Origin of the sequence: Burkholderia sp. RF7-non_BP4, from assembly GCF_001521935.1 — a bacterium.
Classification (GTDB): Bacteria; Pseudomonadota; Gammaproteobacteria; order Burkholderiales; family Burkholderiaceae; genus Burkholderia; species Burkholderia diffusa.
On record NZ_LOTA01000018.1, the window covers coordinates 14,146 to 33,764 of the forward strand.

Annotated in this window: 22 protein-coding genes and 1 tRNA gene; 19 read left to right on the forward strand and 4 right to left on the reverse strand. The window is 66.1% G+C overall.

Going from position 1 to position 19,619, the window contains the following annotated elements:
• The first annotated feature begins 87 nt into the window (after positions 1 to 87).
• The 11 genes from kdsD (at position 88) to WS49_RS07725 (ending at position 9,322) form a co-directional block, all read left to right on the forward strand.
• Positions 88 to 1,071 carry an arabinose 5-phosphate isomerase KdsD gene (kdsD, locus tag WS49_RS07675; RefSeq protein ID WP_059526084.1) on the forward strand — a complete coding sequence of 328 codons (984 nt, stop codon included), beginning with the start codon at positions 88 to 90 and terminating at the stop codon, positions 1,069 to 1,071.
• Positions 1,071 to 1,607, forward strand: a complete 537-nt coding sequence (locus WS49_RS07680) for a KdsC family phosphatase (protein WP_059526086.1) — start codon at positions 1,071 to 1,073, stop codon at positions 1,605 to 1,607. Before kdsD ends, WS49_RS07680 begins: the two co-directional genes overlap by 1 nt.
• Positions 1,608 to 1,610: 3 nt before the next feature.
• Positions 1,611 to 2,225 carry an LPS export ABC transporter periplasmic protein LptC gene (gene lptC, locus WS49_RS07685; RefSeq protein ID WP_059451451.1) on the forward strand — a complete coding sequence of 205 codons (615 nt, stop codon included), beginning with the start codon at positions 1,611 to 1,613 and terminating at the stop codon, positions 2,223 to 2,225.
• Positions 2,226 to 2,245: 20 nt separating this feature from the next.
• Complete coding sequence (gene lptA, locus WS49_RS07690; RefSeq protein WP_059526088.1) at positions 2,246 to 2,911, forward strand: lipopolysaccharide transport periplasmic protein LptA; 666 nt, start codon at positions 2,246 to 2,248, stop codon at positions 2,909 to 2,911.
• On the forward strand, positions 2,908 to 3,684 hold the full coding sequence (lptB, locus tag WS49_RS07695; protein WP_021162599.1) for an LPS export ABC transporter ATP-binding protein: 777 nt from the start codon (positions 2,908 to 2,910) through the stop codon (positions 3,682 to 3,684). The genes lptA and lptB overlap by 4 nt, the downstream gene beginning before the upstream one ends.
• A 167-nt stretch (positions 3,685 to 3,851) precedes the next feature.
• Positions 3,852 to 5,357: an RNA polymerase factor sigma-54 gene (locus WS49_RS07700; protein ID WP_059526090.1), complete on the forward strand. Its 1,506-nt coding sequence runs from the start codon at positions 3,852 to 3,854 to the stop codon at positions 5,355 to 5,357.
• Positions 5,358 to 5,516: 159 nt separating this feature from the next.
• Positions 5,517 to 5,876 carry a ribosome hibernation-promoting factor, HPF/YfiA family gene (hpf, locus tag WS49_RS07705; RefSeq protein ID WP_006477786.1) on the forward strand — a complete coding sequence of 120 codons (360 nt, stop codon included), beginning with the start codon at positions 5,517 to 5,519 and terminating at the stop codon, positions 5,874 to 5,876.
• Between the two features lie 170 nt (positions 5,877 to 6,046).
• Positions 6,047 to 6,586 (forward strand): PTS sugar transporter subunit IIA, encoded by a 540-nt coding sequence (locus tag WS49_RS07710; RefSeq protein WP_059526091.1) that lies wholly within the window; start codon positions 6,047 to 6,049, stop codon positions 6,584 to 6,586.
• 119 nt (positions 6,587 to 6,705) lie between these two features.
• Positions 6,706 to 7,674: an HPr(Ser) kinase/phosphatase gene (gene hprK, locus WS49_RS07715; protein ID WP_011353227.1), complete on the forward strand. Its 969-nt coding sequence runs from the start codon at positions 6,706 to 6,708 to the stop codon at positions 7,672 to 7,674.
• A gap of 77 nt (positions 7,675 to 7,751) precedes the next feature.
• Positions 7,752 to 8,660, forward strand: a complete 909-nt coding sequence (rapZ, locus tag WS49_RS07720; RefSeq protein WP_059526093.1) for an RNase adapter RapZ — start codon at positions 7,752 to 7,754, stop codon at positions 8,658 to 8,660.
• 26 nt (positions 8,661 to 8,686) lie between these two features.
• Entirely contained in the window at positions 8,687 to 9,322 is a 636-nt protein-coding gene (locus tag WS49_RS07725) for an LON peptidase substrate-binding domain-containing protein (protein ID WP_059526095.1), read from the forward strand.
• Between the two features lie 119 nt (positions 9,323 to 9,441).
• Here WS49_RS07725 and mutY read toward each other — a convergent pair whose 3' ends face one another.
• Positions 9,442 to 10,548: an A/G-specific adenine glycosylase gene (gene mutY, locus WS49_RS07730; protein WP_059526097.1), complete on the reverse strand. Its 1,107-nt coding sequence runs from the start codon at positions 10,546 to 10,548 to the stop codon at positions 9,442 to 9,444.
• 37 nt (positions 10,549 to 10,585) lie between these two features.
• Positions 10,586 to 11,413 (reverse strand): bifunctional DNA-formamidopyrimidine glycosylase/DNA-(apurinic or apyrimidinic site) lyase, encoded by an 828-nt coding sequence (gene mutM / locus WS49_RS07735; RefSeq protein WP_059526099.1) that lies wholly within the window; start codon positions 11,411 to 11,413, stop codon positions 10,586 to 10,588.
• An 86-nt stretch (positions 11,414 to 11,499) separates the two neighbouring features.
• On the opposite strand from mutM, the gene WS49_RS07740 reads away from it, so the two are divergent.
• The 8 genes from WS49_RS07740 (at position 11,500) to hisC (ending at position 18,676) form a co-directional block, all read left to right on the forward strand.
• A complete protein-coding gene (locus tag WS49_RS07740; RefSeq protein WP_059526101.1) occupies positions 11,500 to 13,323 on the forward strand; it encodes a tetratricopeptide repeat protein in 1,824 nt (607 codons plus the stop codon).
• The gene (gene lolB, locus WS49_RS07745; protein ID WP_059526102.1) at positions 13,323 to 13,943 is read left to right on the forward strand and encodes a lipoprotein insertase outer membrane protein LolB; all 621 of its coding nucleotides are present in this window, start codon (positions 13,323 to 13,325) and stop codon (positions 13,941 to 13,943) included. The genes WS49_RS07740 and lolB overlap by 1 nt, the downstream gene beginning before the upstream one ends.
• A gap of 27 nt (positions 13,944 to 13,970) precedes the next feature.
• On the forward strand, positions 13,971 to 14,852 hold the full coding sequence (ispE, locus tag WS49_RS07750; RefSeq protein WP_059526104.1) for a 4-(cytidine 5'-diphospho)-2-C-methyl-D-erythritol kinase: 882 nt from the start codon (positions 13,971 to 13,973) through the stop codon (positions 14,850 to 14,852).
• A gap of 53 nt (positions 14,853 to 14,905) precedes the next feature.
• A tRNA-Gln gene (locus tag WS49_RS07755) sits at positions 14,906 to 14,982 on the forward strand.
• A gap of 44 nt (positions 14,983 to 15,026) precedes the next feature.
• The gene (locus WS49_RS07760) at positions 15,027 to 15,989 is read left to right on the forward strand and encodes a ribose-phosphate pyrophosphokinase (RefSeq protein ID WP_059526106.1); all 963 of its coding nucleotides are present in this window, start codon (positions 15,027 to 15,029) and stop codon (positions 15,987 to 15,989) included.
• Between the two features lie 162 nt (positions 15,990 to 16,151).
• Complete coding sequence (locus WS49_RS07765) at positions 16,152 to 16,760, forward strand: 50S ribosomal protein L25/general stress protein Ctc (protein WP_059526288.1); 609 nt, start codon at positions 16,152 to 16,154, stop codon at positions 16,758 to 16,760.
• A 120-nt stretch (positions 16,761 to 16,880) separates the two neighbouring features.
• On the forward strand, positions 16,881 to 17,480 hold the full coding sequence (pth, locus tag WS49_RS07770) for an aminoacyl-tRNA hydrolase (protein WP_059526108.1): 600 nt from the start codon (positions 16,881 to 16,883) through the stop codon (positions 17,478 to 17,480).
• A 128-nt stretch (positions 17,481 to 17,608) separates the two neighbouring features.
• A complete protein-coding gene (gene hisC, locus WS49_RS07775; protein WP_059526111.1) occupies positions 17,609 to 18,676 on the forward strand; it encodes a histidinol-phosphate transaminase in 1,068 nt (355 codons plus the stop codon).
• A gap of 64 nt (positions 18,677 to 18,740) precedes the next feature.
• On the opposite strand, the gene WS49_RS07780 is transcribed toward hisC, so the two are convergent.
• Both WS49_RS07780 and coaD read right to left on the reverse strand, forming a co-directional pair.
• Positions 18,741 to 19,007, reverse strand: coding sequence for a YfhL family 4Fe-4S dicluster ferredoxin (locus tag WS49_RS07780; protein ID WP_059526115.1), 267 nt, complete (start codon positions 19,005 to 19,007; stop codon positions 18,741 to 18,743).
• Between the two features lie 59 nt (positions 19,008 to 19,066).
• Entirely contained in the window at positions 19,067 to 19,564 is a 498-nt protein-coding gene (gene coaD, locus WS49_RS07785; protein WP_006398238.1) for a pantetheine-phosphate adenylyltransferase, read from the reverse strand.
• Between the last annotated feature and the right edge of the window lie 55 nt (positions 19,565 to 19,619).

The window sequence follows — 19,619 nt, forward strand, 5'->3', positions numbered from 1 at the left end:
GGGCGCGGGTGGTGGCGGTGGGCAAGCGGCATCGGACGAGTCCGAAGGCGCGGCGCGGCGAACAAACGCCTTTGCTATACTCCGCGCATGATAGCGAAAATCAATGATGATCGGGCGCTCGCGCTCGCCCGCGACGTGCTCGACATCGAGGCGGACGCCGTGCGCGCGCTGCGCGACCAGCTCGACGGCGACTTCGTCCAGGCCGTCGCGCTGCTGCTCGGCTGCCGCGGCCGCGTCGTCGTATCCGGCATCGGCAAATCGGGGCATATCGCCCGCAAGATCGCGGCCACGCTGGCGAGCACCGGCACGCCGGCCTTCTTCGTCCACCCGGCCGAGGCCAGCCACGGCGACCTCGGCATGGTCACGTCGGACGACGTCTTCATCGGCATCTCCTATTCCGGCGAGTCGGAAGAGCTCGTCGCGATCCTGCCGCTCGTGAAGCGGATCGGCGCGAAGCTGATCGCGATCACGGGCCGTGCGGAGTCGAGCCTCGGCACGCTCGCCGACGTGAACCTGAACGCCGCGGTCTCGAAAGAAGCCTGCCCGCTGAACCTCGCCCCCACCGCGAGCACGACCGCCGCGCTCGCGCTCGGCGATGCGCTCGCCGTCGCGGTGCTCGACGCGCGCGGCTTCGGCTCCGAGGATTTCGCGCGCTCGCATCCGGGCGGCGCACTCGGCCGGCGCCTGCTCACCCACGTGCGCGACGTGATGCGCTCGGGCGACGACATTCCGCGCGTCGGGCTCGACGCGACGTTGTCGGACGCACTGTTCCAGATCACCGCGAAGCGGCTCGGCATGACCGCCGTGGTCGACGCCGACGGCCGCGTGGCCGGCATCTTCACCGACGGCGACCTGCGCCGCGTGCTGGCGCGCGACGGCGATTTCCGCACGCTGCCGATCGTCGACGTGATGACGCGCAAACCGCGGACGATCGGCCCCGACCATCTCGCGGTCGAAGCCGTGGAACTGATGGAGCGCCACCGGATCAACCAGATGCTGGTGGTCGATGCCGACGGCGCGCTGATCGGCGCGCTGAACATGCACGACCTGTTTTCGAAGAAGGTGATCTGATGAGCGCAGCGCTGACTGCGGCCGAACGCGCGAGCCGCGTGAAGCTGATGATTTTCGACGTCGACGGTGTGCTGACCGACGGCGGCCTGCTGTTTACCGCGGCAGGCGACGCGATGAAGTCGTTCAATTCGCTCGACGGCCACGGCGTGAAGCTGCTCGGCGAGGCCGGCATCGCGACCGCGATCATCACCGGGCGCCGCTCGGAAATCGTCGCGGCCCGCGCGAAGGAAATGAAGATCGCGCATCTGTTCCAGGGCGTCGAGAACAAGCTCGCCGTGTTCGACGACCTGATCGCGTCGCTCGGCATCACCGCCGACGCCGCCGGCTACATGGGCGACGACTGGCCCGACCTGCCGGTGATGCTGCGCTGCGGCTTCGCGACGGCACCGGCCAACGCGCACCCCGAGGTGATCGCCCGCGCGCACTGGGTAGCCGAGGCCCGCGGCGGCAACGGCGCGGTGCGCGAAGTCTGCGACGCGATCCTGCGCGCGCAGCGCCGCTACGACGCGCTGCTCGCGGCTGCCTGCGGAGCCTGACGGATGAACACGCATTTCCGCTGGACCCAGCTGCTGCCGCTCGTCGCGGTCGCCGCACTCGCGGGCATCACGTGGTGGCTGCTGCAGGCGACGTTGCCGCCGCCCGGCGAAGGCACCGTGCAGCCGAAGCGCCACACGCCCGACTATTTCGCGGACAACTTCTCGGTCACCGAACTCGACCAGACGGGCACGACGCAATACCGCCTGACGGCCGCGAAGCTGATCCATTACGAAGACACCGAAAACAGCGACCTGACCGATCCGGCCATGCGCGCATTCCAGCCCGGCAAGCCGGTCGTGACGACCACCGCGAAGCGCGGCACCGTCAACGGCGACGTGTCGATCGTCGACTTGTACGACGACGCACGCATCCTGCGCGTGGCCGGCGGCGGCGATCCGCAGATGCAGGCCGATTCCCAGCATTTCCGGATCTTCGTCAATGACGATGTGATCCAGACCGAAAAGCCGGTTAAACTTCAGCGCGGCCTGTCGCTCGTCAACGCGACCGACGGCATGAAGTACAACAACGTCACCCGGGTCATCGAGCTTTACGGCAACGTGCGCGGCACGATCGCCGCTGCGGACACGTCCGGCGGCTCGAAAGGTCAATCCAGGTGACGCATCCCTCACGTGACTGCATGAACGAACCGTTCCCTCGACAGAATTCCGGCGGCGCTGCGCGCGCCGTCCGCGCCGCGCTCGCCGCGACGCTCGTGGCGCTCCCGCTCGTCGGGCTGGCGCCGCTCGCCCATGCCGAGAAGGCCGACCAGAACAAGCCGATCAACGTCGAGGCCGATAACCTGACCTATGACGACCTGAAGCAGGTGACGGTCGCGACCGGCAACGTCGTGATCACGAAAGGCACGATCATCATCAAGGGCGACCGCGTCGAAGTGCGTCAGGATCCCGAAGGCTATCAGTACGCGACGTCGTTCGGCAGCGGCAAGAAGCACGCGACGTTCCGCCAGAAGCGCGAAGGTCTCGACGAGTACATCGACGGCGACGCCGAGCGCATCGACTACGACGGCAAGCAGGACCTGACCACGCTGACCACCGCCGCGACCGTGCGCCGCCTGCAAGGCACGGCGACGATCGCCGATACCGTGCACGGCAGCGTGATCACGTACGACGGCCAGCGCGACTTCTACACCGCGAAGGGCGGCAAGGACGTCGCGGCGCCGGGCAACCCGAACGGCCGCGTGCGCGCGATGCTGTCGCCGAAGAACGGCGGCCCCGGGCAGCTGAACGGCGCGCCGGCGAAGCTGTCGCCGTCGACCACGATCCAGGGAGCGCCGGGCCAATGAACGCGCTTCCGAACCGCCAGCCGGCCGGCACGACGAGCTCGCTCGTCGTCCGCAATCTGAAGAAACGCTACGGCTCGCGCACGGTCGTCAAGGACGTGTCGCTCGACGTGAAGAGCGGCGAAGTCGTCGGCCTGCTCGGCCCGAACGGCGCCGGCAAGACGACGTCGTTCTACATGATCGTCGGCCTCGTGCCGCTCGACGCGGGCGAGATCTCGCTGAACGGCAGCTCGATCAGCCTGCTGCCGATCCACAAGCGTGCGTCGCTCGGCCTGTCGTACCTGCCGCAGGAAGCGTCGGTGTTCCGCAAGCTGACCGTCGAGGAAAACATCCGCGCGGTGCTCGAACTGCAGCACGGCGAAGACGGCAAGCGGCTGTCGAAGGACGCGATCGCGTCGCGCACCGAGGCGCTGCTCGACGAGCTGCAGATCGGCCATCTGCGCGAGAACCCGGCGCTGTCGCTGTCGGGCGGCGAACGCCGTCGCGTCGAGATCGCGCGCGCACTGGCGACCAACCCGAACTTCATCCTGCTCGACGAACCGTTCGCAGGCGTCGACCCGATCGCGGTGCTCGAGATCCAGAAGATCGTCAAGTTCCTGAAGCAGCGGAACATCGGCGTGTTGATTACCGATCACAACGTCCGCGAAACGCTCGGCATCTGCGACCACGCATACATCATCAGCGACGGTTCGGTGCTCGCCGCCGGCGCCCCGAGCGAAATCATCGAAAACGAAAGCGTGCGCCGCGTGTACCTCGGCGAACACTTCCGCATGTAACTTCCCCCGTGGCTGGCCGCCGCTCCGGCGCCCGGCATCGCCGCGCGGGGCCGCGTCCGCGTGCCCCGCACGGCGGCCCCTGCGGCCGTACGCCGCGCCGCGCGTAATCGCGGATGGCTCAAGGCGCCTGGGTCGTGGCAAACTGCCGGTATGACTCCCTCTCTGCCATGAAAGCCAGCCTTCAACTCCGCCTGTCGCAACACTTGGCACTGACGCCGCAACTGCAGCAGTCGATCCGGCTCCTGCAGCTGTCGACGCTCGAACTGCAGCAGGAAGTCGCGATGGCCGTCGCGCAGAATCCACTGCTCGAGAACGATGACGAATGGATCGCGAGCCCGCTGCGCGTCGCGGCGGACGGATCGCTGATCGCGCAGACGCCTCCCGGCCAGAACACCGAGCCGGGCGCCGCGAACGGCAGCAGCCAGTCGAGCGACCGCGCCGAGCGCGACGAGCCGGCCGCTGCCGACGAATACGACAGCTACGCATCGGGCGACGCCGGCGACGGCCCGCAGTGGAATCTCGACGAGTTCGGCCGCTCGAGCGGCGCATCGGACGACGACGACCTCCCCCCGCTGCAGGTACAGGAAGCGGCGACGTCGCTGCGCGACCACCTGTCCGCGCAATTGCGCGTCACGCAGGCCAGCCCGCGCGATCGCGCGCTCGTGATGTTCCTGATCGAATCGCTCGACGACGACGGCTACCTGACCGCCTCGCTCGACGAAGTGCTCGCCGACCTGCCGCCGGAACTGGAAATCGACTGCGACGAACTGAATGCGGCGCTCGCGCTGCTGCACAGTTTCGATCCGCCCGGGGTCGGGGCCCGCTCGGCGTCGGAATGCCTGAAGCTGCAGTTGTTGCGCCTCGATCCGTCCCCCACGCGCACGCTCGCGCTGGAGATCGTGTCGCAGCATCTCGAACTGCTCGCCGCGCGCGACTTCACGCGGCTGCGCAAGCACCTGAAGGCGAGCGACGATGCGCTGCGCGACGCGCACGCGCTGATCCGTTCGCTGGAGCCGTTCCCCGGCGCCGCATACGGCAAGGCCGAGGCCGACTACGTCGTGCCCGACATCATCGTGAAGAAGGCCGGCCAGGGCTGGCTCGCGGAACTCAATCCGGAAGTGATGCCGCGCCTGCGGATCAACAACCTGTACGCGAACATCCTGCGCAACAGCCGCGGCGATCCGTCGGCCGGATCGTTGAAACAGCAGCTCCAGGAAGCACGCTGGCTGATCAAGAATATCCAGCAGCGATTCGACACGATCCTGCGTGTCGCGCAGGCTATTGTCGAACGTCAGAAGAATTTCTTTGCGCACGGTGAAATTGCCATGCGCCCCTTGGTTTTGCGGGAAATAGCTGATACGCTGGGCCTACACGAGTCGACTGTCAGCCGTGTGACAACAGGCAAGTACATGCTGACCCCGTTCGGGACGCTTGAATTTAAGTACTTCTTCGGATCACACGTTTCGACCGACACCGGAGGCGCCGCATCGTCGACCGCCATCCGAGCCCTGATCAAGCAACTGATAGGAGCTGAAGACCCAAAATCGCCACTTTCGGACAGCCGCATTGCCGAGCTGCTGGCAGAACAGGGATTCGTGGTCGCGCGCCGCACGGTTGCCAAGTATCGCGAAGCCCTCAAAATCCCGGCAGTGAATCTGCGCAAGTCTCTTTAAGCCTGCTGCCTGCCCGGCGGCAGGCGTGTTCCGGCCACCGCGCACACGGGGAACAGGCCGGGCGACTCGTCCGCGAATTTGCCGCTACCTGCGGCAGGGGCAAGTCGACCGGAGCGCCGCCTCGATGCGGCCGGGTGGTCACTCGCTTGGAGAAGCACTATGAACCTGAAGATCAGTGGACATCATCTCGAAGTCACGCCTGCAATTCGCGAATACGTGATCACCAAGCTGGACCGGGTGCTACGGCATAGCGATCAGGTGATCGATGGCACTGTGATCCTCTCGGTCGACAATCACAAGGAAAAGGACAAGCAGCAGCGCGCGGAAATCAACCTGCACCTGAAGGGCAAGGACATCTTCGTCGAAAGCGCGAACGGCAACCTGTATGCTGCGATCGATCTGCTGATCGACAAGCTGGATCGTCAGGTCGTCAAGCACATGGAGCGTCTGCAGACCCATGCGCACGACCCGATCAAGCTGCAGCCGTCGATCGATCAGATCGAACTGCCGCCGCAATAACGTTCACCGCAATACACACGCCGCCCGGTTCGCCGGGCGTTTTTTTTGTGTCCGAGCGGCAGTGGTGCGACCGGTCCGTCCATGCCGCGCCACGCGCGCGGCTGTGCTCTATAATGTTCCGGTTATCGCCGGGGGGGCGTTGGGTGCGGTAGCTGCCTTGCAGGTTTCCGATGCCGAACGCCTTGATATCGCCGAACATGGAAAATCAGTCTGCCGCCGCAAGGAGACCCCAGGCCGCCCAATCGCCTGCCAACATGAATCGCCTAGCCAAAATCCTGCCCATAGAGAACGTCGTCATCGACCTCTCCGTCACCAGCAAGAAACGCGTCTTCGAACAAGCCGGGCTGATGTTCGAGAATCAGAACGGCATCGCCCGCAGCACCGTCACGGACAACCTGTTCGCGCGCGAGCGCCTCGGCTCGACCGGGCTCGGCGAAGGCGTCGCGATTCCGCACGGGCGCATCAAGGGTCTCAAGCACCCGCTCGCCGCGTTCGTCCGGCTCGCCGACGCGATCCCGTTCGAAGCCCCCGACGGCCAGCCCGTCGGTCTCCTGATTTTCCTGCTCGTCCCCGAGCAAGCCACCCAGCAGCACCTCGAGATCCTGTCGGAAATCGCGCAACTGCTGTCCGATCGCGACGCGCGCGAGCGTCTGCACAACGAAACGGATATCGCCGAGTTGCATCGCCTGCTCACTCAGTGGCAACCTTGAGTTGATCCGGGCGGAATTTTTCCGGTACGAGGCGGCACGCGCCGCCTTCCAGGGCCGCCCGGCATGGCGACGTCCGTCGCCGCGCGCCTGAACACCGGCCCATTGGAGTGACGAGAGTCATGGATACGTCCAGCATCAACGCCCAGAGCATCTTCGACGACAACGCGGCCACGCTGAAGCTGAGCTGGCTGACGGGGCATGAAGGCTGGGAGCGCGGTTTTTCGGCCGACACCGTCGGCAACGCAACGTCGAGCGCCGACCTCGTCGGCCACCTGAACCTGATCCACCCGAACCGGATCCAGGTGCTCGGCGAAGCCGAAATCGACTACTACCAGCGGCAAACCGACGAAGACCGTTCGCGCCACATGGCCGAGCTGATCGCCCTCGAGCCACCGTTCCTCGTCGTCGCGGGCGGCGCCGCGGCACCGCCCGAACTCGTGCTGCGCTGCACGCGCTCGTCCACGCCGCTGTTCACGACGCCGATGTCGGCCGCTGCGGTGATCGACAGCCTGCGGCTCTACATGTCGCGGATCCTCGCGCCGCGCGCGACGCTGCACGGCGTGTTCATCGACATCCTCGGGATGGGCGTGCTGCTGACCGGCGATTCGGGCCTCGGCAAGAGCGAACTTGGCCTCGAGCTCATCAGCCGCGGCCACGGCCTCGTCGCCGACGACGCGGTCGATTTCGTCCGACTTGGCCCCGATTTCGTCGAAGGCCGCTGCCCGCCGCTGCTGCAGAACCTGCTCGAAGTGCGCGGCCTCGGCCTGCTCGACATCAAGACGATCTTCGGTGAAACAGCGGTGCGCCGGAAAATGAAGCTGAAACTGATCGTCCAGCTCGTGCGCCGCCCGGATGGCGAATTCCAGCGGCTGCCGCTCGAAAGCCAGACGGTCGACGTGCTCGGCCTGCCGATCAGCAAGGTCACGATCCAGGTGGCGGCCGGCCGCAACCTCGCGGTGCTCGTCGAGGCGGCCGTGCGGAACACGATCCTGCAGTTGCGCGGAATCGACACGTTGCGCGATTTCATGGATCGGCAACGACTCGCGATGCAAGATCCCGATAGTCAGTTCCCCGGCAAGCTCGTGTAACGCTCCCGCGCGCCGGCCTCGCAGCGCCGACGCGTCGAGCCGGTGCTATGATGAAACGTCAGGATTCTCTGCTTCCCATGCGCATCGTCCTCATCACCGGCATCTCCGGCTCAGGCAAGTCCGTCGCGCTGAACGCGCTCGAAGACGCAGGCTACTACTGCGTCGACAACCTGCCGCCGCACGTGCTGCCCGAACTCGCCCGCTACCTGGCCGACGGCGGCCAGCACCGGCTCGCGGTCGCGATCGACGCGCGTTCGAGCGCATCGCTGGACGAAATGCCCGGCCTGATCCGCGCGCTGTCGCTCGAGCACGATGTCCGCGTGCTGTTCCTCAACGCGAGCACGCAGGCGTTGATCCAGCGCTTCTCCGAAACGCGCCGGCGCCACCCGCTGTCCGGCTCGCCGTCGCACGACGCGAACGTCGGGCTGCTGTCCTCGCTCGAGGAAGCGATCGAGCGCGAACGCGAACTGGTCGCACCGCTCGCCGAATTCGGTCACCAGATCGATACCAGCACGCTGCGCGCGAACGTGCTGCGCACGTGGGTCAAGCGCTTCATCGAACAGAAGAACAACGACCTGATGGTGATGTTCGAGTCGTTCGGCTTCAAGCGCGGCGTGCCGCTCGATGCCGACCTGATGTTCGACGTGCGCGCGCTGCCGAACCCGTACTATGACCATGAGCTGCGCCCGCTCACCGGGCTGGACCAGCCGGTCATCGCCTTTCTCGACGCACTGCCGATCGTCCACCAGATGATCGACGACATCCATGCGTTCCTGACGAAATGGCTTCCGCACTTTCGTGAAGACAACCGCAGCTACCTGACCGTCGCCATCGGCTGCACGGGCGGTCAGCATCGCTCGGTGTTCATCGCGGAAACGCTCGCCGCGCGCCTCGCGCACGATGCGAACGTGATCGTGCGGCATCGTGACGCGCCCGTGGATGTCGACGCGTCGTCGCGGCTCGTCGCCGAGGTCGAACGACCTTAGCGACACCGCCTTCTTGCCGGTGCGCCATGTCCACGCTATCGACCACCCTGATCGACCTGCCGCTGTTTCCGCTGCACACGGTGCTGTTCCCCGGTGGCTGGCTGCCGCTCAAGGTGTTCGAGGCGCGCTATCTCGACATGTCCCGCGCATGCCTGCGCGACGACGCACCGTTCGGCGTGTGCCTGCTGAAGAGCGGGCCCGAAGTCGCGCAGGACGGCGCCGTGTCGGTGCCCGAGACGATCGGCTGCATGGCGCGCATCACCGAGTGCGATACCGGCGAGTTCGGGATGCTGTACCTGCAGGCGATCGGCACGCAGCGATTCGAGCTGCTGTCGTATCGCGTCGAAGGCAACGGGCTGCTGGTCGGGATCGCGGAGCCGTTGCCCGACGACATTCCGCTCGAAGGCGAACAAGCGCTTGCGCAATTCGGTTCGTGTGCCGAAGTGCTGGAGCGCATCATCGAAGCACTGAAGAAATCCGAACCGGACAAGATGCCGTTCGGCGAACCGTTCCGCCTCGACGACCCGAGCTGGGTATCGAACCGCCTCGCTGAACTGCTGCCGCTCGACCTGCGTGCGCGGCAGAAGTTGATGGAATTTCCGGACGTCGGCGCGCGGATCGATGCCGTGCACCACGTGCTCGACCGGCACGGATGGCTGTAAGCCGCGGTCGGCCAAGCGCGCCGCAGCGGCGGTGTCGAGCGGATCATCCTGGCGGGCAAAACACGCGCGTCGGCCCGGCGCTTCGGTGAGCGCGACCGCGTCGCGCCCTTCCCCGTTCTTTACAGCAGCGGCCCGCTCAACGCATCGAGCAGCTTGCGCACGGGCGCCGGCACGCCGTACGCATCGAGCCCCGCCAACGGCACCCACGCCGTCTCGGCATCCTGCGCTTGCGTGAACGGCTGCTCGCCGTCGGCCACATCGCTCAGCCGCGGCTCGATCTCGAGCCGGAAATGCGTGAACGTGTGCGTGAACGGCGCGAGCGGCACCGGGCCGCCACCGCCGAAGCCGCGTGCGAGCTCCGCGAGTGCCGCATCGCCGTCTGCCTGCGGCAGGCACCACAGGCCGCCCCAGATGCCGGCCGGCGGACGCCGCTCGAGCAGCACGGCGTCGCCGTCGCGCAGCACGAGCATCCAGGTCTTGCGCGTCGGCACGGCCTTCTTCGGCCGCGCGGCCGGCAGTTCGCGCTGCCGGCCCGTCGATTGCGCGACGCAGTCGCCCGCGAACGGGCAGCGCGCGCAATCCGGCTTGCCGCGCACGCACAGCGTCGCGCCGAGATCCATCAGCCCTTGCGTATAGGCACTCACGTCGGCCGCGTTCGCGGCATCCGGCAGCAGCGATTCCGCAAGCGCCCACATGTCGTTCTCGACGCGCTTTTCGCCCGGAAAGCCTTCGACGCCGAACACCCGCGCCAGCACGCGCTTCACGTTGCCGTCGAGGATCGTCGCGCGCGCACCGTACGCGAACGAAGCAATCGCCGCGGCCGTCGAACGGCCGATGCCCGGCAGTTCGGCGAGCGCTTCCGGCGTCGACGGGAATACGCCGCCATGCTCGGCGACGACGACCTGCGCGCAGCGATGCAGGTTGCGCGCGCGCGAGTAGTAGCCGAGCCCGGCCCATAGCGCCATCACGTCGTCGGACGGCGCGGCCGCGAGCGCGGCGACGTCGGGAAAGCGCTCGAGAAAGCGCGCGTAATACGGGACGACGGTCGAGACCTGCGTCTGCTGCAACATGATTTCCGACAGCCAGATCCAGTAGGGATCGCGGGTGTTCTGCCACGGCAGGTCGTGGCGGCCGTGCACGCGCTGCCAGGCGATCAGGCGCGTGGCGAACGTGCGATGCAGCGGCGTGACGGGGAACGGAGCGGGAGCAATGCGGGGCGGCTTCAAGTGTTCGAATCTTTGGAAAGTGGTTGCAACGCGCGACTCAACGCTGACAGGTCGGGCAGAAATAGGTCGAGCGCTGCCCCTGCACGATCTGGCGGATCGGCGTGCCGCATGCGCGGCAAGGCAGCCCTGCACGATCGTAGACGAAGCAGTCGAGCTGGAAATAGCCGCTTTCGCCGTTGCTGCCGACGAAATCGCGCAGCGTGCTGCCGCCGCGCTCGATCGCGTCGGCGAGAGTCGCGCGCACCGCGTCGGCCAGCCGCTCGTAGCGCGGCAGCGACACCTTGCCGGCGGCGGTCGTCGGCCGGATGCCCGCGCGAAACAGGCTCTCCGACGCATAGATGTTGCCGACGCCGACGACCATGTCGCCCGCGAGCAGCGCCTGCTTGACCGACACCGTGCGGCCGCGCGTGCGCGCGTGCAGCAGCGCGCCGGTGAACGCCGGCGAGAACGGCTCGACGCCGAGGCTGGCGAGCAGCGGATGCGCATGCACGTCGCCCGCTTCGCGCGGGTGCCACAGCACCGCGCCGAAACGGCGCGGATCGCGGAACCGCAGCACGAATTCGTCGAAGATCCAGTCGATGTGATCGTGTTTTGCAGCGACCGGCACGCCGGCCGCGGGCAGCACGCGCAATGTGCCCGTCATCCCGAGATGAACGATGAACCAGCCCGCGTCGACCTCGAACAGCAGATACTTGCCGCGACGCTCGACGGCGAGCACCTCGCGCGCGCGCAATTGCTCGGCGAGCCCCGCCGGCACGGGCCAGCGCAGCATCGCGGTACGGACGTCGACACGCTCGACGCGGCGGCCCGCGACAAAGGGCTCGATGCCCCGGCGCGTGACTTCGACTTCTGGCAACTCTGGCATGTTTTGCGGGTCTGAGACTGGATTCACGATCGTGCGTGTATTGTAGCGAGCGCGTTACAATCGGTTGAAACATCGAACGGATTTCCATGACCTTGCCCTCGAAGCTGCTTCTGAAGCGCCCCGCCGCCGTGCGCGGCGCGCGCGCCTTCCCGGTCCGCCGTGCGCTCGGCGCCGCGCTGTTCGCCGCGTGGACCCTCACCGCCTTCCCGGCTCACGCGCAGAATCCGGCATCGGACGACGCGGAGCCGCAGGGCGCGTTCGAGCACGTGTTGCCGGACGAGAAAAAGGATCTCCCGGGCGTCCCGCTGACGAGCCAGATCGTCTACCAGGTGCTGGCCGCCGAGGTCGCGCTCCAGCGCAACCAGCCTGCGCCGGCCTACCAGACCTACCTCGCGCTCGCCCGCGACACGCGCGACCCGCGCATGGCGCAGCGTGCGACCGAAATCGCGCTCGGCGCGCAAAGCCCGGCCGACGCGCTGTCCGCGGCCGATCTGTGGCGCCAGTACGCCCCCGGTTCGAACCGCGCATCGCAAGTCGACGCCGCGCTGCTCGTGCTCGCCGGCAAGCCGGCCGACGCACAGCCGCTGCTCGCGCGCGAACTGGCCCGCGCGACCGGCGAAACGCGCGGCCCCGCGATCCTCGCGCTGCAGGCACTGCTGGTGCGCGGCTCCGACCGCGTCGGCGGCCTCGCGGTGTTGAAGGACATGCTGAAGAACGACATGAACCGCCCCGAGGCGCAGCTCGCGATCGCGCGGCAGCAACTCGCGGTCGACGACAAGGAAGGCGCGGCGCAGTCGCTGAAGCAGGCGCTGCAGATCCGCCCCGACTATCTGCCGGCGGCGCTGATGCTGTCGCAGATGGGGCCGGCCGAGCGCAAGGCCGGCATCGCGTCGTTCGAGAAATATGTTCAGCAGAATCCGAAGTCGCGCGATGCGCGACTTGCGCTGTCGCAGCTCTATCTCGCCGACGACCGTCTCGACGACGCGCAGAAGCAGTTCGAGACGATGCGCAAGCTCGACTCGAAGGACCCGACGCCGCTGATGGCGCTCGCGCTGATCAAGATCCAGCAGAAGAAACTCGACGACGCGACCGCGTACCTGAAGCAGTACGTGCAGCTCGGCGACAAGCAGCCGAACCTCGACGTCGGTCAGGGCTACATCTACCTCGCGCAGATCTCGATCGAGCAGGGCAACGACGCGCAGGCGTCGCAATGGCTCGACAAGGTCGACCAGACGAGCCAGCACTACCTGCCCGCGCAGATCACGCGCGCGCAACTGCTGCAGAAACAGGGCAAGACCGACGAGGCGCGCAAGGTGCTCGACGACCTGCCGATCAGCGATCCGCGCGATGCGGCCGTGGTCGCACGCACCGATGCGTCGATCCTGTTCACCGCGAAGCGCTATCCGGAAGCCGAGGCGCGACTCGCGCAGGCCGTCCAGGATTTCCCGGACGATCCCGACCTGCGCTACGACTACGCCATGGCGGCCGAGAAGACCGGCCACTACGCGGCGATGGAAAAGCAGCTGCGCGAGCTGATCCGCACGCAGCCCGACAACCCGCAGGCGTACAACGCGCTCGGCTATTCGCTGGCCGATCGTAACCAGCGCCTGCCCGAGGCGAGCAAGCTTATCGACAAAGCGCTGTCGCTCGCGCCGAACGACGCGTACATCATGGACAGCCTCGGCTGGGTGAAGTACCGGATGGGCGACACGGCCGGCGCGACGAAGGTGCTGCGGCGCGCGTACGAGTTGCAACCCAACGCCGAGATCGGCGCGCACCTCGGCGAAGTGCTGTGGAAGAGCGGCGCGCAGGAAGACGCGCGCGTCGCGTGGCGTGCCGCGCAGAAGCTCGAACCCGACAACGACACGCTCGTGCAGACGCTCAAGCGCCTGCAGATCAACGGCCTTTGATGCGGATGTTCCCGATGTTTTCCTCGTCTTCCCGCGCGCTGCGCACGCTGGCCGCGGCCGGCGGCGTGCTCGCGCTCGTCGGCTGCGCGAGCACGCCGCCGTCGGCGAATGCGCCGTCGGGCACCGTGCTGCAGACGGCCGCGACACACGCGTATCACGGCCGCTTCGCGGTGCAGTACAGCGACCGCCTCGGCCGACCGCAGAACGTATACGGCAACTTCGACTGGCAGGAAAACGGCGACGACGTGTCGCTCGAACTGCGCAGCCCGCTCGGCCAGACGCTCGCGGTCGTGAAATCGACGCCGCAGGCCGCGTCGCTCGAACTGCCGAACCGCCAACCGCAATACGCGACCGACGTCGGCGAACTGATGCAGAACGCGCTCGGCTTCTCGCTGCCGCTGGCCGGTCTGCGCTATTGGCTGCTGCCGACGCCCGCGCCCGCAACGCCCGCGCAGACGGTGCGCGACCCGGCGGACACGACGCACGTCAAGCAGATTCGCCAGGACGGCTGGACGATCGACTATCTCGCCTACGCGGACGCCCCGGCCACGGGCGTCAAACGCGTCAACCTCGTGCGCGCGACGCCGCCGCTCGACATCAAGCTCGTGCTCGACCAGTAAGCACGTGAACCTAGCCCCGACATACGCATGACCGATTCGACCCGCTCGCTGCGCAACTGCCTTGCGCCCGCGAAACTCAACCTGTTCCTGCACATCACCGGCCGTCGACCGAACGGCTATCACGATCTGCAGAGCGTGTTCCAGCTGCTGAACTGGGGCGATACGCTGCACTTCACGCTGCGCGACGACGGTCGCGTCGCACGCGTCACCGACGTGCCGGGCGTGCCCGAGGAGAGCGATCTCGTCGTGCGCGCAGCCAACCTGCTGAAAGCGCACACGGGCACCACGGCCGGCGTCGACATCGAGATCGACAAGCGCCTGCCGATGGGCGCGGGCCTTGGCGGCGGCAGCTCCGACGCGGCGACGACGCTGCTCGCGCTGAACCGCCTGTGGCAGCTCGATCTGCCGCGTGCGGAACTGCAGTCGCTCGCGGTGAAACTCGGCGCGGACGTCCCGTTTTTTGTTTTTGGAAAAAATGCGTTCGCAGAGGGTATCGGAGAAGAATTAGCTGAGGTAGAATTGCCGACTCGCTGGTTCTTGGTTGTGACGCCACGCGTTCATGTCCCAACCGCTGAAATTTTTTCAGACGAGTTGTTGACAAGAGATACGAAGCGCGTCACAATTACGGACTTTCTTGCACAGCAAAACAGCGATGCGGGATGGCCAGACAGTTTCGGCCGGAACGACATGCAGCAAGTTGTGACAAGTAAGTACGCGGAAGTTGCGCAGGTGGTCAAATGGTTGTATGATGTGACCCCCGCGAGGATGACCGGCTCCGGAGCAAGCGTGTTTGCAGCGTTTCATAGCAGGCACGAGGCAGAAGCGGCGAAAGCCAAGCTGCCCACCGGTTGGAACGGTGCAGTTGCCGAGAGTCTGAACGAGCATCCGCTCTTCGCTTTCGCGTCATGAGGTTTTGCTTTATCGGATGGCCTACAAGTCCGGTAAAGTTATCAGTTGAGTGTAGGGGAGTCGCCAAGTTGGTCAAGGCACCGGATTTTGATTCCGGCATGCGAGGGTTCGAGTCCTTCCTCCCCTGCCAAAAATTTTCCCGCATTTCCCGCCTAAGCCTGAAGCAGGTGCACGATGAGCAGCCACAGCCATGATGGCTTGATGGTCTTTACTGGCAACGCGAATCCCGCGCTCGCCCAGGAAGTCGTCAATATCCTTGGAATCCCCCTCGGCAAAGCAATGGTCAGCCGTTTCTCCGACGGCGAGATCCAGGTCGAGATCCAGGAAAACGTGCGCGGCAAGGACGTCTTCGTCCTGCAATCCACGTGCGCGCCGACGAACGACAACCTGATGGAACTGATGATCATGGTCGACGCGCTCAAGCGTGCGTCCGCCGGCCGGATCACCGCCGCCATCCCCTACTTCGGCTATGCCCGCCAGGACCGTCGCCCGCGCTCGGCGCGCGTCGCGATCTCGGCGAAGGTCATCGCGAACATGCTGGAAATCGCCGGCGTCGAGCGGATCATCACGATGGATCTGCACGCCGACCAGATTCAAGGCTTCTTCGACATCCCGGTCGACAACATCTACGCAACGCCGATCCTGCTGGGCGACCTGCGCAAGCAGAACTACTCGGATCTGCTCGTCGTGTCGCCGGACGTCGGCGGCGTGGTCCGTGCCCGGGCACTCGCGAAGCAGCTCAACTGCGATCTCGCAATCATCGACAAGCGTCGTCCGAAGGCGAACGTCGCCGAAGTGATGAACATCATCGGTGAAGTCGAAGGCCGCACCTGCGTGATCATGGACGACATGGTCGATACGGCCGGCACGCTCTGCAAGGCAGCGCAAGTGCTGAAGGATCGCGGTGCGAAGCAGGTGTTCGCGTACGCGACGCACCCGGTTCTGTCGGGTGGCGCCGCCGAGCGTATCGCCGCATCGGCACTCGACGAGCTGGTCGTCACCGATACGATCCCGCTGTCGGCCGAATCGCTCGGCTGCTCGAAGATCCGCTCGCTGACGAGCGCGAGCCTGCTGGCCGAAACGTTCTCGCGGATTCGCCGCGGCGACTCGGTGATGTCGCTGTTCGCGGAATCCTGATCGCGGAACGACACGACAAAGTATGCGCGGAAAGCGAAGCGGCAACGCTTCGCTTTTTGCACAATCGGACGGGATAGACGAAACCCCGTCCGTTTCATCGGGGGCCGCCATTTCGCCGGCCCCGTTTTACTGCCTGGTCGCGGGCAGCTAATGGAGAATCACATGAAAGTCGTCGCTTTCGAGCGCCAAGAGCAAGGTACGGGTGCGAGCCGCCGCCTGCGCAACGCCGGTAAGACCACGGGTATCGTCTACGGTGGCGAAGCTGCCCCGCAAAAGATCGAACTCGATCACAACGCGCTGTGGCACGCGTTGAAGAAGGAAGCCTTCCACTCGTCGATCCTCGACCTCGAAGTGGCTGGCCAGTCGCAACAGGTTCTGCTGCGCGACGTGCAATACCACCCGTTCAAGCAACTCGTGCTGCACGTGGACTTCCAGCGCGTCGACGCGAAGAAGAAGCTGCACACGAAGGTGCCGCTGCACTTCCTGAACGCTGAAGTCAGCCCGGCAGTGAAGCTGTCGAGCGCAATCGTCTCGCACGTCGCGACGGAAATCGAAGTCGAGTGCCTGCCGTCGGCTCTGCCGGAATTCCTCGAAGTCGATCTGTCGAAGATCGAAGCAGGTCAGTCGCTGCACGCGAAGGACATCGCACTGCCGAAGGGCGTGACGCTGGTCGCGCACGTCGACGCGGAAAACCCGGTTGTCGCATCGGCGACGGTCCCGGCTGGCGCCGTGTCGGACGCAGCAGGCGAAGGCGAAACGCCGGCTGCCTAAGCGGCCGCCTACGCGCCCGTTCGATCCGTTTCAAGAAACGGTCGACGCAACCCGCCGCGGCTTGCCCGGCGGGTTTTTCTTTTTCTGCGCCCAGGCGGGCGCTGCCGCCTACGAAACGTCATGATCAAACTGATCGTCGGCCTCGGCAATCCCGGGGCGGAATATACTGCGACGCGCCACAACGCCGGCTTCTGGCTGATCGACCAGCTCGCCCGCGAAGCCGGCGCGACGCTGCGCGACGAGCGCCGCTTCCACGGCTTCTACGCGAAAGCGCGCCTGCACGGCGAAGAAGTCCACCTGCTCCAGCCGCAAACCTACATGAACCGCTCCGGCCAGTCGGTCGTCGCGCTCGCGAGTTTCTTCAAGATCCTGCCCGACCAGATCCTCGTCGCACACGACGAACTCGATCTGCCGCCCGGCACGGTGAAGCTGAAGCTCGGCGGCGGCAGCGGCGGTCACAACGGCCTGAAGGACATCACCGCGCATCTGTCATCGCAGCAGTACTGGCGCCTGCGCATCGGCATCGGCCATCCGCGCGACCTGATCCCGGAAGGCGCGCGCGCCGGCGCAAAGCCCGACGTCGCGAACTTCGTGCTGAAGCCGCCGCGCCGCGAGGAGCAGGACGTGATCGACGCATCGATCGAGCGCGCGCTCGCCGTGATGCCGATGGTCGTCAAGGGCGAACTCGACCGCGCGACGATGCAACTGCATCGCAACTGACGTCCACCGCACCGGCATGGTGCAACGGCCGTCCGGCTGCGCCGGGCGGTATCTCCGTCGTGCGCAATCGCGCACCGCAGCGTCCACATGCGGTAATCTGGTCGTTTTTGCCCGTCAGGAGCCAAGCGGTGAGCCGTTACTGGAGCGACGTCGTTCAGCAACTCGTGCCTTACGTGCCGGGCGAACAGCCCGCGCTCGCACACCCCGTCAAGCTGAACACCAACGAGAATCCCTATCCGCCTTCGCCGCGCGTCGTCGCGGCGATCGCACGCGAACTCGGCGACACCGGCGACACGCTGCGCCGCTATCCCGACCCGCTCGCGCGCGCACTGCGCGAGACGGTCGCGGCCCATCATCGCATCAAGCCCGAGCAGGTCTTCGCCGGCAACGGCTCCGACGAAGTGCTCGCGCATGCGTTCCAGGCACTGCTCAAGCATGACCGGCCGCTGCGCTTTCCCGACATCTCGTACAGCTTCTACCCGACCTACGCGCGCCTGTACGGTGTAGAGACCACGGTCGTGCCGCTCGCGGACGATTTTTCGATCCGTGTCGAAGACTATCTCGACGATGCGGGCGGTGTGCTGTTTCCGAACCCGAACGCGCCGACCGGGCGCGCGCTGCCGCTCGCGGACATCGAACGGATCGCGGCCGCGAACCCGTCGTCGGTCGTGCTGATCGACGAGGCGTACGTCGATTTCGGCGCGCAATCCGCGATCACGCTGATCGACCGCCATCCGAACCTGCTCGTCGTGCACACGACGTCGAAGGCGCGCTCGCTCGCGGGCATGCGCGTCGGCTTCGCGTTCGGCGATGCCGCGTTGATCGACGCACTGAATCGTGTGAAGGACAGCTTCAATTCCTATCCGCTCGACCGGCTCGCGCAGGTCGCCGCGCAGGCGGCATACGAAGACACCGACTACTTCGGTGCGACCTGCCGACGCGTGATCGACAGCCGCGCGCGGCTCACACACGCGCTGGCGGCACTCGGTTTCGACGTCGTGCCGTCGGCCGCGAATTTCGTGTTCGCGCGCCATCCTGCGCACGATGCGGGCACGATCGCGGCAAAGCTGAAGGATCGGGAAATTTTCGTACGGCACTTCCGGGCGCCACGCATCGACCAGCATTTGCGCATCACCGTCGGCACCGACGCCGAGTGCGACACGCTCGTCGCGGCATTGCGCGACCTGATCGGCTGAAGCGAAGGGAGAAGTGGAACCGGCGCCAGGCGGCGCCGGCCAAGCAATTCGCGACGCGCGCGCGTCACTGCGCGTTGTCGCTCTTCGCGGCAGTCAACGCGTGATACTTCGCCATCAACTGCGCATGCGATTCGTCGTGCTGCGGATCGCGCGGAATGCACTCGACCGGACACACCTGCTGGCACTGCGGTTCGTCGAAATGGCCGACGCATTCGGTGCACTTGTTGGGGTCGATCACGTAGATATCCGGGCCCATCGAAATCGCGCCGTTCGGGCACTCTGGCTCGCACACGTCGCAATTGATGCACTCGTCGGTAATCATCAAAGACATACTGATCTCACTTCTTCAGGCCGGCGGCCGGCTTCGCGATGAAACCGGCCGGCGCCGCGTCACGCGGCCGGGCCTCCCATCGCGGCAACTTTCTCGGTCAGCCACTTCTCCACGGACGGAAACACGAACTTGCTGACATCGCCGCCCAACTGCGCGATTTCGCGCACGATCGTCCCCGAGATGAACTGATACTGATCGGACGGCGTCATGAACATCGTCTCGACGTCGGGCAGCAGATAGCGGTTCATCCCCGCCATCTGGAACTCATATTCGAAATCGGACACGGCACGCAGGCCGCGCACGATCACGCGCGCGTTGTTGGTGCGAACGAAGTCCTTCAACAGGCCCTTGAACCCCATCACCTTCACGTTCGGATAATGGCCGAGCACCTCGTTCGCAATCTTCAGACGTTCTTCCAGCGAGAAAAACGGCTTCTTCGCGCGGCTGTCGGCAACACCGACCACCAGCGTATCAAAAATGCTCGACGCACGCCGCACGAGGTCTTCGTGCCCGCGCGTCAGCGGATCGAACGTACCGGGATACACGGCGACTACCATGTCGCTCCTCCTGTCATCACGCAAACGGGGTGGCAGCCGTGCGACGCGCACGCCA

What these genes read in the sequence shown, in the direction of transcription:
- kdsD (WP_059526084.1), top strand. Translation starts at nt 88, where the DNA reads ATGATAGCGAAAATCAATGATGATCGGGCGCTCGCGCTCGCCCGCGAC.
- WS49_RS07680 (WP_059526086.1), top strand. Translation starts at nt 1,071, where the DNA reads ATGAGCGCAGCGCTGACTGCGGCCGAACGCGCGAGCCGCGTGAAGCTG.
- lptC (WP_059451451.1), top strand. Translation starts at nt 1,611, where the DNA reads ATGAACACGCATTTCCGCTGGACCCAGCTGCTGCCGCTCGTCGCGGTC.
- lptA (WP_059526088.1), top strand. Translation starts at nt 2,246, where the DNA reads ATGAACGAACCGTTCCCTCGACAGAATTCCGGCGGCGCTGCGCGCGCC.
- lptB (WP_021162599.1), top strand. Translation starts at nt 2,908, where the DNA reads ATGAACGCGCTTCCGAACCGCCAGCCGGCCGGCACGACGAGCTCGCTC.
- WS49_RS07700 (WP_059526090.1), top strand. Translation starts at nt 3,852, where the DNA reads ATGAAAGCCAGCCTTCAACTCCGCCTGTCGCAACACTTGGCACTGACG.
- hpf (WP_006477786.1), top strand. Translation starts at nt 5,517, where the DNA reads ATGAACCTGAAGATCAGTGGACATCATCTCGAAGTCACGCCTGCAATT.
- WS49_RS07710 (WP_059526091.1), top strand. Translation starts at nt 6,047, where the DNA reads ATGCCGAACGCCTTGATATCGCCGAACATGGAAAATCAGTCTGCCGCC.
- hprK (WP_011353227.1), top strand. Translation starts at nt 6,706, where the DNA reads ATGGATACGTCCAGCATCAACGCCCAGAGCATCTTCGACGACAACGCG.
- rapZ (WP_059526093.1), top strand. Translation starts at nt 7,752, where the DNA reads ATGCGCATCGTCCTCATCACCGGCATCTCCGGCTCAGGCAAGTCCGTC.
- WS49_RS07725 (WP_059526095.1), top strand. Translation starts at nt 8,687, where the DNA reads ATGTCCACGCTATCGACCACCCTGATCGACCTGCCGCTGTTTCCGCTG.
- mutM (WP_059526099.1), bottom strand. Translation starts at nt 11,413, where the DNA reads ATGCCAGAGTTGCCAGAAGTCGAAGTCACGCGCCGGGGCATCGAGCCC.
- WS49_RS07740 (WP_059526101.1), top strand. Translation starts at nt 11,500, where the DNA reads ATGACCTTGCCCTCGAAGCTGCTTCTGAAGCGCCCCGCCGCCGTGCGC.
- lolB (WP_059526102.1), top strand. Translation starts at nt 13,323, where the DNA reads ATGCGGATGTTCCCGATGTTTTCCTCGTCTTCCCGCGCGCTGCGCACG.
- ispE (WP_059526104.1), top strand. Translation starts at nt 13,971, where the DNA reads ATGACCGATTCGACCCGCTCGCTGCGCAACTGCCTTGCGCCCGCGAAA.
- WS49_RS07760 (WP_059526106.1), top strand. Translation starts at nt 15,027, where the DNA reads ATGAGCAGCCACAGCCATGATGGCTTGATGGTCTTTACTGGCAACGCG.
- WS49_RS07765 (WP_059526288.1), top strand. Translation starts at nt 16,152, where the DNA reads ATGAAAGTCGTCGCTTTCGAGCGCCAAGAGCAAGGTACGGGTGCGAGC.
- pth (WP_059526108.1), top strand. Translation starts at nt 16,881, where the DNA reads ATGATCAAACTGATCGTCGGCCTCGGCAATCCCGGGGCGGAATATACT.
- WS49_RS07780 (WP_059526115.1), bottom strand. Translation starts at nt 19,007, where the DNA reads ATGTCTTTGATGATTACCGACGAGTGCATCAATTGCGACGTGTGCGAG.
- coaD (WP_006398238.1), bottom strand. Translation starts at nt 19,564, where the DNA reads ATGGTAGTCGCCGTGTATCCCGGTACGTTCGATCCGCTGACGCGCGGG.